The organism is Bacillus sp. 3103sda1 (assembly GCF_024159135.1).
Lineage (GTDB): Bacteria > Bacillota > Bacilli > Bacillales > Bacillaceae_G > Bacillus_A > Bacillus_A rhizoplanae.
The window spans coordinates 4,164,040-4,179,372 of the sequence record NZ_JAMYWS010000001.1 but is presented as its reverse complement, the minus strand read 5'-3'; the positions used below and the strand labels follow the sequence as shown (position 1 = coordinate 4,179,372).

Here is a 15,333-nt window from a genome sequence, read left to right as displayed (position 1 = left end):
CAGCGGGAAATCCACTGCTGGTAGTTTCATTTTGGAAGAGGTGAGAGAGATGTTTTCGAGTACAGAGAGTTTTAAAGCTGCTTTTTTAGAAAAGCTAGAAACGATGTATGGTAAAAGTTTTAAAGATTCGACTGTGCAAGATCAATATAATACGCTCGGACATATGGTACGTGAATATATTAGTCAGCGCTGGATTGAGACGAATGAACGATATCGGACAGACAATCAAAAGCAAATGTATTACTTATCGATTGAGTTTTTATTAGGGCGTTTATTAGGAAGTAATGTCTTAAACTTGGGAATACGTGATGTATGCGAGAGAGGATTAGAAGAACTTGGGATTTACTTACAAGACCTTGAAGAAATTGAAGCAGATGCTGGACTTGGAAATGGCGGTCTTGGTCGTTTGGCGGCCTGTTTTCTTGATTCTCTTGCTTCATTAAATTTGCCAGGCCACGGGTGCGGTATTCGCTATAAGCACGGTTTGTTTGATCAAAAAATTGTGGATGGTTATCAAATCGAGCTGCCGGAGCAATGGCTGCGTCACGGGAATGTTTGGGAAGTAAGAAGGCATGATCAAGCTGTGGAAGTTAGCTTTTGGGGACAAGTTGATACATTTCAGTCAAATGAACGTCTTGAATTTCGGCATATAAATGCGGAAACAATTATGGCTGTACCGTATGATGTACCTGTTGTCGGCTATCAGACAAATACTGTAAATACACTGCGTCTTTGGAGTGCAGAGCCGGTTCTATTTCCCCAAAACTGCAAGGATGTATTGAAATATAAACGGGAAACGGAAGCAGTATCGGAGTTCTTATATCCAGATGATACGCATGATGAAGGAAAAATACTTCGTTTGAAACAGCAATATTTTCTTGTGTCTGCTAGCTTACAAATTATTGTTCGGTTGCATCGTGAACGAAATGGCACGCTGCGCAATCTGCATGAGAAAATTGCCATTCATATTAATGATACGCACCCTGTCTTAGCGATTCCGGAATTAATGCGTATTTTGCTTGATGAAGAAAAGATGAGCTGGGAGGATGCGTGGTATATTACAAGACATACGATTTCTTATACAAACCATACAACCTTATCTGAAGCGTTAGAAAAGTGGCCGATTCATATTTTTGAGCCGTTATTACCGCGCATTTATATGATTGTACAAGAAATTAATGAGCGCTTTTGTCGTGATTTATGGGAGCGGTATTCGTATGAGTGGAATCGTATTGAAAATATGGCGATTATCGCTCATGGGCTTGTGAAGATGGCACATTTAGCAATCGTTGGCAGTCATAGTGTAAACGGTGTTGCTAACATTCATACGGAAATATTAAAGCAGCGAGAGATGCGATTGTTTTATGAGTTTTATCCAGAGAAATTCAATAATAAGACGAATGGAATTACGCATCGGCGCTGGTTATTAAAAGCAAATCCGCAGCTGTCAAAATTAATTTGTGAAACAATTGGAACAGATTGGGTGAAGGAGCCAGATCAGCTGCAAACTTTAGGGAATTATAAGTATGATGCAGCATTTCAAGATGCGCTTCATAATGTAAAACAAGTGCGAAAAGAATTGTTAATGAAGCGGATTGAAAAACAAACAGGTATTGTTGTTGATCCATATTCTATTTTTGATGTGCAAGTAAAACGGCTACATGCATACAAGCGGCAATTATTAAATGTGCTGCATATTTTATATTTGTACAATCGTTTAAAAGAAGATTCTAGTTTTTCCTTTTATCCGCGTACATTTATTTTTGGTGCAAAGGCATCGCCTGGTTATTATTATGCGAAAAAGATTATTAAACTTATAAATGAATTAGCCCGAAAAGTGAATGATGATCCGTATGTAAGTCAATATATGAAAGTTATTTTTCTAGAAAACTATCGCGTTTCTCTTGCCGAAGATATTTTTCCAGCGGCAGATGTGAGTGAACAAATTTCAACTGCAAGTAAAGAAGCATCAGGAACCGGAAATATGAAATTTATGATGAACGGTGCGATAACGGTTGGTACGCTAGATGGTGCTAATGTTGAAATAAAAGAAACTGTTGGAAATGATGCTATTTTTATTTTCGGTTTAACTGCAGAAGAAGTACTACATTATTATCAAAATGGCGGATACCGTGCTAGCGATTATTATCATCATGATATGCGCATTCAAAAAGTCGTCAATCAGCTGACAAATGGCTTTTTTGAGGATGCGGGTGATGAGTTTGAAGCTATTTTCGATTCCCTTCTTATTCAAAATGATGAATATTTTGTTCTCCGGGACTTTGCACCGTATGCAGATGTGCAAGAAAAAGTTGGAAGAACATATGAGAATCGAAAAAAATGGCTTGAAATGAGTACTGTTAATATTGCGAAATCTGGTCATTTCGCAAGTGACCGAACAATCTTACAGTACAGTCGTGATATTTGGAGAATCGCAGAGGGCATGCGAGCGCGGTAAAAGAAAGTAGAGTTTCATCTAAATAGTTTCGAGAAACGGAACAATTGTTCACTAAAGGAAAACGAAAAAAACGACTTGTAAACATTTCAAGTCGTTTTACTTTGTGGCAGAAGTAGGATAGAACGGTGCATATAATATACCGTGTCCATCGTATTCTGTTGTAGCAAAGTACGAAAATGTAAAGAAACCTGTAAAAACAACAAGCATAACTAGAAAGAATGTAACGATAGCTTTTACTATGTTCGGTCTCCAATATAGACCTTTTAAAAAAGAGTGGCAATTGACGTTTTATAAGTTGTAATGTGATGGTTTTTTGTAATGGAATTCATATTTTTCGTAAAGGTCATACTGCGATGAATATGAGAATATTCCCATTTATTTTCTTCAAATTGTACTTTACGAGGAGGAAGAAGCGGGACGACATCAAATAAATTTACGAAGCGAAAGCTGTTGGCCACTTGCATTTTATAATAATTTCGAAAGGCAATATCTCCGACTTTCGGGGAGCCGAAATTGTAGAGAGTGTAATGAGAGAATGAAGTGTTTACACGGGCGTCTAGTATGTGCAGGGTAGCAAGGGCTCCTCCTAAACTATGTCCAGTAACAAAAAGTGCTTTATGAGAAGATAGGGAAACGAGGGTGTCCATTATTGTATCTCTACATGATTCGTAAATAGAAAGAAAGCCGCTATGAACATTGCCGCTATTTGCAGTAAATGGATATGGTTTTTGTTGGACTATCGAATCGGCCATCCAATCACGGTCGGATTGTGTCCCGCGAAAGGCTACAATAATTTGATCCTCTGATTCTAAAATAAATCCAAACCAAGTTGTTGTTTGAATGGCTTTTGCCTGAAAGCCTTGTATATATCGAAAACCTTCGGGAATGGTGAAAATGCCATTTTGCTTATATTGCTCATATGTTAGCTCGCAGCATGTAGCTAACAACACAGCGGTATCCTTATGAAAGGATACAGAAGTTGGCATAGAAAAGTCCTCCTCATGATGAAATATAATTCAATATATGAGGAGGATATGGATTTCATTCTTTTACTTACCCCGCACTAACGGGCAGTAAAGGATAGAGAAGAGCAGGGAGTAAAACTGCCCGTAAGAGCCCGATTGGTTCAACTAACCATCGGAGAAAGGCACTCCCGATGGAAGTTTCACTTTACCCCGCACTAACGGGCAGTAAAGGATAGAGAAGAGCGGGGAGTAAAACTGCCCGTAAGAGCCCGGTTGGTTAGTAAAACTTTACTCGTCGCCATCCAGAATGCGTCCAAGTCCACCGAGAATACTGCCTTCTCCGGAATTTTTTGCTCCTGGGCCAGCGATGCGCTGTGCTAAGCGGCTTAATGTTAAAGATTGAACCCAAACCGTTCCCGGTCCTTGTAATGTTGCGAAGAATAGGCCTTCACCACCGAAGATTGCACTTTTTACATTACCAACAAATTGAATATCATAGTCAACATCTTGTGTCATTGCAACGAGGCAACCAGTATCAATTTTTAATCTTTCTCCTGGTTTTAACTCACGCTTATAAACTGTTCCGCCGGCATGCATGAAAGCAAGGCCGTCACCTTCAAGTTTTTGCATAATAAATCCTTCGCCGCCGAAGAAGCCGCTACCAAGTTTTTTTGTAAATTCAATGCCGACAGAAACACCTTTTGCAGCACATAGAAAAGAATCCTTTTGGCAGATTACTTTCCCGCGATACTCAGTTAAATCAACAGGGATAATTTTCCCAGGATACGGAGCTGCAAATGAAACATGACGTTTTTCATGTCCTGTATTTGTAAATACAGTCATGAATAAGCTCTCACCTGTCACGAGACGTTTCCCAGCACCGACAAGCTTGCCGAAAAATCCACCTGTTTGTGCAGCACCGTCACCAAATACTGTTTCCATTTCAATATTGTCTTCCATCATCATCATAGCACCGGCTTCAGCAACTACGCTCTCTTGCGGGTCTAACTCAATTTCAACAAACTGCATATCATCGCCGTATAATTTGTATTCGATCTCATGTGCTTTCATGGTTTCACCTCAATTATAAATATGTATATCCGTATTTATATTGTACCGAAACATCTTCAAATAGAAAATACAAGTTTTGTTAATTTTCAAAAAGATATTTCTGTTTTATTTGACGTTTTATTTCGGGCATGATATAGTAAAAGAACTATTGAGCTGCATAATGTGGTACGGAAATAAAGCGTGTTTGTTTCAAAGCATTAGCTTGTGAGGAAATCATGATGTTTATCTCGACCTTTGTATGTAGTTTCCAATAGATAGATTTCTTTTTATTTAGGAGGTACATGCAATGCAAACAGGAAAAGTAAAATGGTTTAACGGCGAAAAAGGTTTTGGTTTCATCGAAGTTGAAGGTGGCGAAGATGTATTCGTACATTTCTCTGCAATTCAAGGCGAAGGCTTCAAAACTTTAGAAGAAGGTCAAGAAGTTTCTTTCGAAATCGTTGAAGGTAACCGCGGACCTCAAGCTGCTAACGTTACTAAAAAGTAATGAAGGCAAAAGAAACATTCCTGAATAAGGAATGTTTCTTTTTTTTATCCCGCTCAAAGGAACAGTAAAGGTGTAAGAGATACAGGGAAGAAACTGTTCCTAAGAACCCGATTGGTTCAACTAACCATCGGAGAAAAGGCACTCCGATGGAAGTTTCACTTTATGGTTTTGAACTTGACTCATCTGAAGAAAGTTCGCCGTTAAAGGTTCTTTTTTCGTAGTCATCTAGCATTTGTTCATATTCTTCATGTGCTTCTGTGGCATATACTTGTACGTTTTTTCCGTACATATCTGTTCCAATAAAGTTTTCAAAATCCTCAACATATCCGCGCGGTTCCTCTGCATCTACATACATCTCATTAAAATTTTTAGAGTCGCGGCGCTCTAAATCAGCAGGAGTTTCTGACGTTCCATATAAAGCAACATCTTGCCAAGCATCTTCAGCATCATAACCAACAGCACTATCCATATCATATTTACCAAAAGGAGGCTCAATAAGTTCTTCTTCAATAGGACGCGCACCAAGGATTAGTTTATTATGTGTATGTTCGATACAAGTTGTTGCAGTCGGCATTGCTTCTAAACGTTCAAGTGGAATTGGTTCACCCGATACTTCGCAAATCCCGTATGTTCCAGCTTCTATTTTTTGCAGGGCATGCTTTACATCCGTAAGTTGTTTATGCCAAAATTCAACTAACCCTAAGTCTTTTTCACGTTCATACAATTCTGTTCCCATGTCTCCAGGGTGATTATCATACGCAGAGAGTTCGCCAACTGAATCACGTTCAGAAGCTTGCCCTCGATGTTCATGATTTTGCAGCGTTTGTTCAAGCTCTTGTTTTTGTTTTTGTAGTACAGATTGAAAATGATCCATTTGTTGTGGAGTTAGCATAAAATCCACCTTCCTACAATTCGGTTTCTTTAAGTAGTATGAGCTCAATTACAGGAATTATGAAAAATAATACGTTAATATATCGGCGGTTCAACATAATATAGAGTGAAACTCCCATCAGTAGGGGTCTTACTGTGGGCTTAAAATAAAGTCACGATGTTTATAAAATAGATGCGATATTTCAAATAAAGTCGCGACATAAAAAAATTGCGAAATTTTTCTTCTTTAAATATTTTTGTCTGAAGAGGGTTTTTATGTAAGAACATCTAATATTGAAAGGTGTTTCAAGGAAGGCAACCTTTTGTGTCGGTACACCAAACTATTGGAGGGATTAAGATGTTAAATAAAAATGTCGTCCTCTACACTGAAGAAAATGGTATCGCAAGAATTACACTAAACAGACCGGAAGCACTAAATGCGTTAAACCGAGATGTTCTTGAACAACTTTCGTCCGTCTTGGACAGGGTTAAAACTGATTCAAGTATAAAGGCAGTGATAATCATCGGTGCCGGAGAAAAGGCATTTTCCGCAGGTGCTGACATTCAGTTTCTCAATAAAGCCACTCCGCTAGAAGTACGAGATTTAGCTCAGTTAGCTGTTACAGTTACTAATAAAATTGAGTCATTAGGGAAAGTAGTTGTTGCTGCCATCAACGGCTTCGCACTGGGAGGCGGACTTGAGTTAGCTGAATCCTGTACGCTCCGTGTTTGTGCTAATCATGCTAGATTAGGACATCCTGAAGTCCGTATTGGAGCTGTTGCCGGTTTTGGAGGAACTACGAGACTGCCCAGACTTATAGGTAAGGGGCGTGCTACAGAGCTATTGCTCACCGGAAACGTGATAAGCGCAGACGAAGCTTATAGAATAGGACTAATTAATAGGATTGTTGAACCCGATAAATTATTATCAGAAGTAGAAACGCTTATTTTAGAAATTCTGTCTCAGTCTCCTATCGCAGTAAAAATGACTTGGGAGGCAATTCATCGGGGAGGTAATTTAACTTTAGAAGAGTCTGCACTTCTCGGTGCAGATTATTTCGGTTTGATAGCGTCCACCGAGGACTTCAGAGAAGGAACTAAATCATTTTTAGAAAAGACCCAACCATTATTTAAAGGAAGATAGTTAATGAAAACAATCATGTGTGGATGTCAACTACCCACCACTTAAACGCTAACACGTTTTGAAGTGGTGGCTTGAAAAAAGCCCTGGTTGTCTAGCCTCGGTCTTTCGTGGACTCCGTTCGTAGGTTGCATATCCAAGAATGATTCCCTAGTTCTTGGCTCTATGGTGGCTCTATAACAGTTCTGATTGGGAAGGAATGGTCAACTACCCACCACTTAAACGCTAACGCATTTTGAAGTGGGGGCTTGTAAAAAGCCCTGGTTGTCTAGCCTTAGTCCTTTATAGACTCCGTTCGTAGGTTGCATACCCAAGAATGATTCCCTAGTTCTTGGCTCTATGGTGGCTCTGTAACAGTTCTGATTGGGAAGGAACGGTCAACCACAAGACTTCTTATCCAAGAAGTTGCCAACACCTACAAACATTGGCGAAGGGAAACAAACTCTTAGGAGGGGCAAAACATGCGTGTATTTGTCAAGAATTTAAGAGGAGAACCGCTCATGCCTTGCAGTCATCGTAAGGCACGGATTCTTCTCAAACAAGGAAAAGCAAAGGTTATTGGCTACACTCCGTTTACAATTCAATTACAATATGCCACAGGTGAAGCGGTGCAACCCGTCACAATCGGTGTTGACAGCGGAGCAAAGCATATCGGCATTGCGATTACCACTGAAGACAAAGTGCTAGCAAAAGGAACCATTGAGGTACGCCAGGACGTCAAAGAAAATCTTACACTGAGAGCTACATTACGCAGAGGTAGAAGACAACGAAAAACAAGATATCGAAAAGCACGTTTTCTCAATCGGAAAAAGAAAGAAGGATGGTTGCCGCCATCGATTCAAAGCAGAGTGGATAACCAAATTCATTGGATTGAAATATTTCGCTCGTTATTACCATCTCCAAAAGTCATCGTCGAAGTAGGGAAATTTGATGCACAAAAGCTAAAAAATCCCGATATACAAGGAACAGAATACCAACAAGGAGATACCTTTGGGTTTTGGAATACGAGATATTATATATTCGCAAGAGACAATTACACCTGTCAAATTTGTAAGAAGAAAGGTGGCATTTTGCATACGCATCATATCATTGAACGATGCAATGGCGGTTCAGATATGGCAGATAATCTTGTAACAGTGCACGATGAATGCCATCAACAATTTCATCAAGGAAAAATCAAACACAGTTTCGAAAAACCAAAACAATATAAAGAGACTGCTTTTATGAATATATTGCGTTTACAAATCATGACTCGTTTAGATTGTGACATTACGTACGGCAGTTACACCACCCCAAAGCGAAAAGAATTGGGTTTATCAAAAACACATGTAAATGACGCCATTGCGATTACCCATCCAACACAACTACAAGAATATGATCAAAGCGGTGAGTTTCGCATTAAGCAATTCAGAAAGAAAAAACGCTCCCTGCATGAAGCAACCGCAAGAAAAGGAAGGAAAACAAAGAATACAAGTGCAAAACGGAACAAGAAAAATACACCACATATAGATGGAATCTATTTAGGTGATAAAGTAAGGGTATTTGGACAAGTAGGATTTGTGACAGGATTTACAGGAAAAATGGTATACGTACAAGATATACATGGACAATATATACAAAACTCTTCTAAATCCTATAAGCAAGTGAAGATGTCAGATATGGAACGTATACACCATACGAACAATTGGCAGTTCTTACAAATCAGTTAGGCTATGCCTAACCGAAATTCACCCCCACCTTACCGCTGGGCTTTTGCCCGTCACGCGCTTGAAGATGGGGACTTCTTTCGGAAATACGTTAAACTGTATTCCAATTCAACACTTACTGCCCGTTCATGCGGGATAAAGACGATTCGACAATATATAACATGAATGTACCATAAAAAAACGCAAGTGCTTTTACACTTGCGCTTTTCTTATAGGAAATATCCAAGTAATAACCCAATTCCCATTAAAAATCCAAAAATTGTATTTGTTTTTGCTGTTGCAACCATCGCAGGTGCCATTTCCATTGGGATGCTCTTTCCGATAAAACCTTTTGTTGCTTTAAATGCTTTTGGAACGCTTAGAAAGACTACGAGCATCCACGGTGAGGCAATACCGACAATAATAAGGGCAATCGTCCATATATAAGAAATGATAAACATGGATGCTAACACACTAATTGCATTGTTTCGTCCGACTAAAATGGCTAATGTTTTTCGTCCGTTTTCTTTGTCGCCATCTAAATCGCGAATATTATTGGCAAGTAGAATGGCTCCAATTAAAATGGCGTTTGGAATGGATAGTAATATAACTTCTGATGTTACAGTTCCAGTTTGAATAAAGAAGGAAATTCCAATAATAATAACACCCATAAATAATCCTGCTGTTAATTCTCCAAAAGGTGTATAGGCAATTGGAATTGGACCGCCTGTATATAAGTAGGCAACAGCCATACAAATAAGACCGATTGCCGCAAGCCACCAGCTGGAGCTCATACAAATGTAAATTCCTAATAAAATTGCGATGCCAAAGAATCCAAACGCTAAGTTTAATACTGTTTTCGGCTGAATACCATCGCGAACGATCGCACCGCCAATCCCAACGGATCCTTCATGATCAAGCCCTCTTTTATAATCGAAGTATTCGTTAAACATGTTTGTTGCTGCCTGAATGAGAAGGCAAGCAAGAAGCATGCTAAGGAAAAGAGGAAGATTTATTTTGCTAATACCTTCAACATGCATAGCATAAGTTGTTCCAATAAAGACGGGAACAAAAGCTGCAGTTAATGTATGAGGACGTAATAAACTCCACCAAATACGCCAGCCCGTTTGTTTACTTGGCTTTGGCTGCATGGAAGAGGAATTCGTTTCAGTTTTTACTTCCATATGGAATCCTCCTATCTGTTTGTTATATAAAATAAAAATGAGTTCTTACTGCCCATTAGAGCAGAACACGTACACAAAAAGTACACAATTAAGTGTAGGAAAAGCATCATATAGTGTCAACGTTTATTTTCTAGGAATATGCTCGGATTTTCTCAGAAATGCTAAACATTGACACACCTTTCGTTTGAGGTGTATCTTAAAATCAAGCGTATTTATGACTATTTTTCGCCCATAGGGGGGAGACTGTGTGATTCAAACGAAACAACATGATGTAAAAGATGTGATTCTTACTGCGATTCAGCGCGCAGCTGACGGGCAAGTACTCGTTAGTTTTGTGAAGCAAGTGGAATGGGTTGATCCACTCCTTTTTTATGCAGCAGGAACACAATTTGGATATAGAGACAGATGTTATTTTGCAGATCCATCGCAGCACGTTATCTTCGCTGGAGTAGGTTCTGCCTTTACTATAGCAAATTCTTCTGATAAGCGCTTTCAAAATGCTCGTCAAGAGTGGGCGCGATTGAAAGACGAAGCAGTAATTCATCGTGATACTTACGAATTTGGAACAGGGCCGCTTTTATTTGGTGGTTTTGCTTTTGATCCACGAAAAGAAAGAACAGATTTATGGAAGTCATTTCACGATACAACACTGCAATTGCCAGCTTTTTTGTTAACGGTAAAGAATGAAAAGGCATGGTTAACAGTGAACCGTTTTGTTTCTGGAAATGATTGTGCAGAAAAGATTTATGAGGAATTGCAAAACGCTGAGGAGCAATTGTTGCAGCAAAGCAAGCATTCCTTCGTGGAAGAGCATGTGACCATTCTTTCGAAAGTAGAAGTAGAGCCCGAGAAATGGCTGCAAGCAATTGAACAAGTGCAGGAAGAAATGAAGCGAGGGGCTGTTCAAAAAGTTGTGTTAGCTCGTGAGATGCAACTTGTTATGGATAAAGATGTTGATTCGGCTTCTGTTTTGGCAGCACTTCGTATAGGTCAACCGGATTGTTATGTATTTGCGTTTGATTATAAAGGAACGTGCTTCTTAGGAGCAACGCCAGAAAGGCTTCTTCGTAAAGAGGGAGAAACATATACATCCATGTGTCTTGCCGGTTCGATTGGACGAGGTGCTTCAGAAGAGGAAACGAAAGAGAATGGATATGAACTTTTGCATGATGAGAAAAATTTAGCAGAGCATGATTATGTTGTAAACATGATTCGCAGTGTGTTAACAAGGCATTGTGAAACGGTCGATATTCCATATGAACCGCAATTATTGAAGACGAAAAATTTACTTCATCTATATACACCAGTACAAGCAAATGGAAATGGTGATTTATTATCGATGATTGAAGAACTTCATCCAACACCAGCTCTTGGAGGAACACCGCGAGAAGAAGCGCTGAAATTGATTCGTGAAGTAGAGCTATTAGATCGCGGGTTATACGGAGCGCCAATGGGCTGGGTTGATGAGCAAGGAAACGGAGAATTTGCCGTAGCACTTCGCTGCGGATTATTGTCTGGTAAACAAGCTTCGTTATTTGCTGGATGCGGCATTGTCATTGATTCAAAGCCGCATTTAGAGTATGAGGAAACAAGGCTGAAATTTAAGCCGATGCTTTCTGCTTTGGAGGGACTATCTAGATGAGCAATCATATAGAAGCATTATCGTATTACTTAGGCGCGTTTGTTGATGAATTGGCGCGCCTGCATGTGCAGGATGTTGTCATTAGCCCGGGTTCACGGTCAACGCCGCTTGCCTTATTAATGACGCAGCATGAACAAATCCGCACATATTTACACGTGGATGAAAGATCAGCGGCCTTTTTTGCTCTTGGCATTGCGAAGGCAAAAAAACGCCCTGTTGCATTATTATGTACATCAGGCACAGCGGCAGCAAACTATTATCCAGCTATATGCGAAGCATTTCATTCGCGCATCCCGCTTCTCGTACTGACAGCGGATCGTCCGCATGAATTGCGAGATATTGGTGCACCGCAAGCAATGAATCAATTTCATTTGTTCGGTTCGTTTGTAAAACAATTTATTGAAATGGCACTTCCAGAAGCAGCAGAACCAATGTATCGATATGCACGGATGACAGCGGGACGAGGGATAGCAGCGGCATTACAAACGCCGAAAGGACCCGTTCATGTAAACTTTCCGATTCGCGAGCCGTTAATTCCGAATTTCTCTTTAGAAAATTTATGGGAAAAAGGCCGCGGAGAATACGAAACAACCGTTCATCAAGGGAAAATAGCGGTGACGGATGAATATGCAGCATCTTTACGAGAGCGCCTTTCGCATATGAAAAAGGGGCTTATTGTATGTGGTGATGATAGTCATCCAAATATTGCAGAAGCTGTCGTGGCTTTTTCAAAAGCATATGGTTATCCGATTCTTGCAGATCCGCTTTCTGGGCTTCGCAGCGGTCTTCACGATAAAGAGACGATTATAGATTGCTATGATACATTTTTACGAAATGAACAACTTCGCGATAGTTGGAAACCAGATGTGATCATTCGTTTCGGCGGTATGCCAATTTCTAAAGCACTTACGCAATACTTGAAAAAGCAAACAGAAGCATTGCACATTGTTGTTGACGAATCTGGAAATTGGCGTGATCCAGCGCTTATGTCCACAGAAGTTGTGTATGCAAATGATGCTAAATTTTGTGAGCAGCTTGTAAATGATGTCAAGCAGCAAAGCAACTATGACTGGCTTCATATGTGGCAACAGATAAATGCTGTAACAAAAGAGAAGCTTATTAAAATTGAATCGTATGAACATGCATTTGAAGGAAAAGTGATTACAGAACTTGTAGATGTTCTGCCAAATGATGCAACTTTATTTGTAAGTAACAGTATGCCAATTCGTGATACAGATACATTTTTCTTCTCAAATGATAAAAATATTGAAGTGCTAGCAAATCGCGGTGTCAATGGCATTGATGGCATTGTTTCGACAGCGCTTGGGGTGAGTGTAGCTCGTGATTCGCTCGTATTAGTTGTGGGGGATTTATCGTTCTACCATGATTTAAATGGATTGTTAGCAGCAAAGCTACATGATTTAAATGCAACTATTGTTGTCGTTAACAATGATGGCGGCGGTATTTTCTCATTTTTACCGCAGTATGAACAGAAAGAACATTTTGAAGCATTATTTGGTACGCCGCTCGGGCTTGATTATGAACATGTTGTCAAGATGTATAACGGTTCATTCCAGCGCGTAAAAACATGGGAAGCGTTTCGAAATGAAGTGGACAAAGGTACGAGAGAAAATGGACTGCATGTGATTGAAATCCAAACAGATCGTGAAGAGAACTTACAGCTTCATCGTGACATTATGGCAGAGGCAGCAGCCATTGTTTCAGAAGCATTGCAAGGTGAAGGGAAATGAAAGTAAACGTACATGGTATTTCTTACGAATATGAGGTAATCGGAAGCGGCGAGCCGCTTCTTGTACTTCATGGTTTTACAGGCAGCATGGAAACATGGCGTTCGTTTGTCCCTGCATGGAGCGATCAGTTTCAAGTGATTTTAGTCGATATAATCGGACATGGTAAAACGGAAAGTCCAAAGGAAACCCGGCACTATAACATAGAAACGGTAGCTGGGCATCTCATTGCTTTGTTCGATCATTTGCAAATTGAAAAAGCGCATATGTTAGGTTATTCTATGGGCGGGCGCCTTGCGCTTACGCTTGCTTGCTTATATCCAGAGCGCGTCTTGTCTCTTTTGTTAGAAAACTGTACAGCGGGACTGATAACAGAAGCAGAACGTGAAGAGCGTAGACAAAAGGATGAACAGCTTGCTGAAAAGATTGAACGAGAAGGCGTTTCTGCTTTTGTGGAAAAATGGGAGAACATTCCGCTCTTTGCCACGCAAAAAAAATTACCGCTTCATGTACAAGCTAGCGTACGTGAAGAAAGGTTAGCTAATGATCCTGAGGGTCTTGCAAATAGCTTGCGGGGCATGGGAACAGGAGCGCAGCCATCTTGGTGGAATGAATTGCAACACTTGCAAATGCCGGTCTTACTCATGAGCGGAGAATATGATGAAAAGTTCTTTCACATCTTAACAAAGATGAAAAAACATATCCCTCATGCTGAATTTGTACAAATTATTGGAGCGGGCCATGCAATTCATGTGGAACAACCGCAAAAGTTTGATACAATAGTAAGGGGCTTTTTGCAAAACATAAAAGGAGGTAGAGATAAAATGACGATTGAATGGGTAAAAGAAGGAAATTACGAAGATATTATTTACTCCACATACAATGGAATCGCAAAGATTTCGATTAACCGTCCTGAAGTACATAATGCATTCCGTCCAAAAACGGTAATGGAGTTAATCGATGCTTTTGCACATGCACGAGATGATGAAAATGTTGGCGTTATCATTTTAACAGGTGAAGGTGGCCGTGCATTCTGTTCTGGCGGTGACCAAAAGGTTCGCGGTCATGGCGGATATGTTGGGGAAGACCAAATCCCACGTCTAAACGTATTAGACTTACAACGTTTAATTCGCGCGATTCCAAAACCAGTTATCGCAATGGTAGCAGGTTATGCAATCGGTGGTGGACATGTTCTTCACATCGTATGTGATTTAACAATCGCAGCAGATAACGCAGTATTTGGCCAAACTGGTCCAAAAGTAGGTAGCTTTGATGGCGGATACGGCGCTGGCTATTTAGCTCGTATGGTTGGCCATAAGAAAGCACGTGAAATTTGGTACTTATGCCGTCAATACAATGCGCAAGAAGCACTTGATATGGGCTTAATCAATACAGTTGTACCATTAGAACAGCTAGAAGAAGAAACTGTGAAATGGGCAGAAGAAATTTTAGCAAACAGCCCGATGGCACTTCGTTTCTTAAAAGCTGCATTTAATGCAGATACAGATGGCCTTGCTGGTATTCAGCAACTAGCTGGCGATGCAACGCTACTATACTACACAACAGACGAAGCAAAAGAAGGCCGCGATGCGTTTAAAGAAAAACGCCGTCCGGACTTTGGACAATTCCCTCGATTCCCGTGATCGGGAAGATGAACAAAAGAGACTTGATGAAATTTCATCAAGTCTCTTTTTTGTATCCCGCATTAACGGGCAGTAAGACCCTCACCTCAAGATTGAGAGAGAAACAAAGAAGATAGGTGGGGGAAACTGCTCGTAAAAGCCCGATTGGTTCAACTAACCATCAGTGGGGGATGAAGAACCCCACTGATGGAAGTTTCACTTTATGATTAGCCAGCTTTCTAACATGATTTTCAAAAATCTGTATTAGATTACAGTTATTCTTGTATAATAACAAAATATTATTATATTTATATATAAATAAATGCTTCTAATATTGGATATTTATATACAAAAAGGCAAATTTTACTTCCTATAATTTTATCATTATTGTTATAATAGAAATTGTAAAATTAAAATGGTTAATTTTACAATTTTCGCATATTGATAGGGGGAATATTAA

The 15,333-nt window shown here is 39.9% G+C and carries 11 protein-coding genes and 1 pseudogene; 8 read left to right on the top strand and 4 right to left on the bottom strand.

Annotated features, from left to right (window positions below; all coding sequences use genetic code 11):
• The first annotated feature begins 49 nt into the window (after positions 1–49).
• On the top strand, positions 50–2,458 hold the full coding sequence (locus NKR74_RS20910; protein ID WP_098306437.1) for a glycogen/starch/alpha-glucan phosphorylase: 2,409 nt from the start codon (positions 50–52) through the stop codon (positions 2,456–2,458).
• 263 nt (positions 2,459–2,721) lie between these two features.
• Here the strand turns inward: NKR74_RS20910 and NKR74_RS20905 are convergent, their stop codons facing one another.
• The gene (locus NKR74_RS20905) at positions 2,722–3,444 is read right to left on the bottom strand and encodes a lipase family protein (RefSeq protein ID WP_098306439.1); all 723 of its coding nucleotides are present in this window, start codon (positions 3,442–3,444) and stop codon (positions 2,722–2,724) included.
• Positions 3,445–3,711: 267 nt separating this feature from the next.
• Positions 3,712–4,494, bottom strand: a complete 783-nt coding sequence (locus tag NKR74_RS20900) for a TIGR00266 family protein (RefSeq protein WP_098306441.1) — start codon at positions 4,492–4,494, stop codon at positions 3,712–3,714.
• 286 nt (positions 4,495–4,780) lie between these two features.
• Here NKR74_RS20900 and cspD point away from each other — a divergent pair, with 286 nt between their 5' ends.
• Positions 4,781–4,981, top strand: coding sequence for a cold-shock protein CspD (gene cspD / locus NKR74_RS20895; protein WP_035432508.1), 201 nt, complete (start codon positions 4,781–4,783; stop codon positions 4,979–4,981).
• A gap of 160 nt (positions 4,982–5,141) precedes the next feature.
• Here cspD and NKR74_RS20890 read toward each other — a convergent pair whose 3' ends face one another.
• On the bottom strand, positions 5,142–5,873 hold the full coding sequence (locus NKR74_RS20890; RefSeq protein WP_253630731.1) for a yteA family sporulation protein: 732 nt from the start codon (positions 5,871–5,873) through the stop codon (positions 5,142–5,144).
• Positions 5,874–6,209: 336 nt separating this feature from the next.
• Between NKR74_RS20890 and NKR74_RS20885 the strand changes: the two genes are divergently transcribed.
• On the top strand, positions 6,210–6,995 hold the full coding sequence (locus NKR74_RS20885; RefSeq protein WP_253630730.1) for an enoyl-CoA hydratase/isomerase family protein: 786 nt from the start codon (positions 6,210–6,212) through the stop codon (positions 6,993–6,995).
• A gap of 458 nt (positions 6,996–7,453) precedes the next feature.
• Positions 7,454–8,701 carry an RNA-guided endonuclease IscB gene (iscB, locus tag NKR74_RS20880; RefSeq protein WP_253630729.1) on the top strand — a complete coding sequence of 416 codons (1,248 nt, stop codon included), beginning with the start codon at positions 7,454–7,456 and terminating at the stop codon, positions 8,699–8,701.
• Between the two features lie 206 nt (positions 8,702–8,907).
• Here iscB and NKR74_RS20875 read toward each other — a convergent pair whose 3' ends face one another.
• Positions 8,908–9,861 carry a 1,4-dihydroxy-2-naphthoate polyprenyltransferase gene (locus NKR74_RS20875; protein ID WP_253630728.1) on the bottom strand — a complete coding sequence of 318 codons (954 nt, stop codon included), beginning with the start codon at positions 9,859–9,861 and terminating at the stop codon, positions 8,908–8,910.
• Positions 9,862–10,108: 247 nt separating this feature from the next.
• On the opposite strand from NKR74_RS20875, the gene NKR74_RS20870 reads away from it, so the two are divergent.
• The 4 genes and pseudogenes from NKR74_RS20870 to menB all read left to right on the top strand — a co-directional run bounded on the left by NKR74_RS20870 (position 10,109) and on the right by menB (position 14,894).
• Positions 10,109–11,503, top strand: coding sequence for an isochorismate synthase (locus NKR74_RS20870; protein WP_098306449.1), 1,395 nt, complete (start codon positions 10,109–10,111; stop codon positions 11,501–11,503).
• Entirely contained in the window at positions 11,500–13,254 is a 1,755-nt protein-coding gene (gene menD / locus NKR74_RS20865; RefSeq protein ID WP_253630727.1) for a 2-succinyl-5-enolpyruvyl-6-hydroxy-3-cyclohexene-1-carboxylic-acid synthase, read from the top strand. The genes NKR74_RS20870 and menD overlap by 4 nt, the downstream gene beginning before the upstream one ends.
• A pseudogene (gene menH / locus NKR74_RS20860) lies at positions 13,251–14,039 on the top strand (2-succinyl-6-hydroxy-2,4-cyclohexadiene-1-carboxylate synthase); the annotation flags it as partial. The gene menD and the pseudogene menH, both read left to right, overlap by 4 nt.
• A 36-nt stretch (positions 14,040–14,075) precedes the next feature.
• On the top strand, positions 14,076–14,894 hold the full coding sequence (gene menB / locus NKR74_RS20855; protein ID WP_098306808.1) for a 1,4-dihydroxy-2-naphthoyl-CoA synthase: 819 nt from the start codon (positions 14,076–14,078) through the stop codon (positions 14,892–14,894).
• Positions 14,895–15,333: the final 439 nt, after the last annotated feature.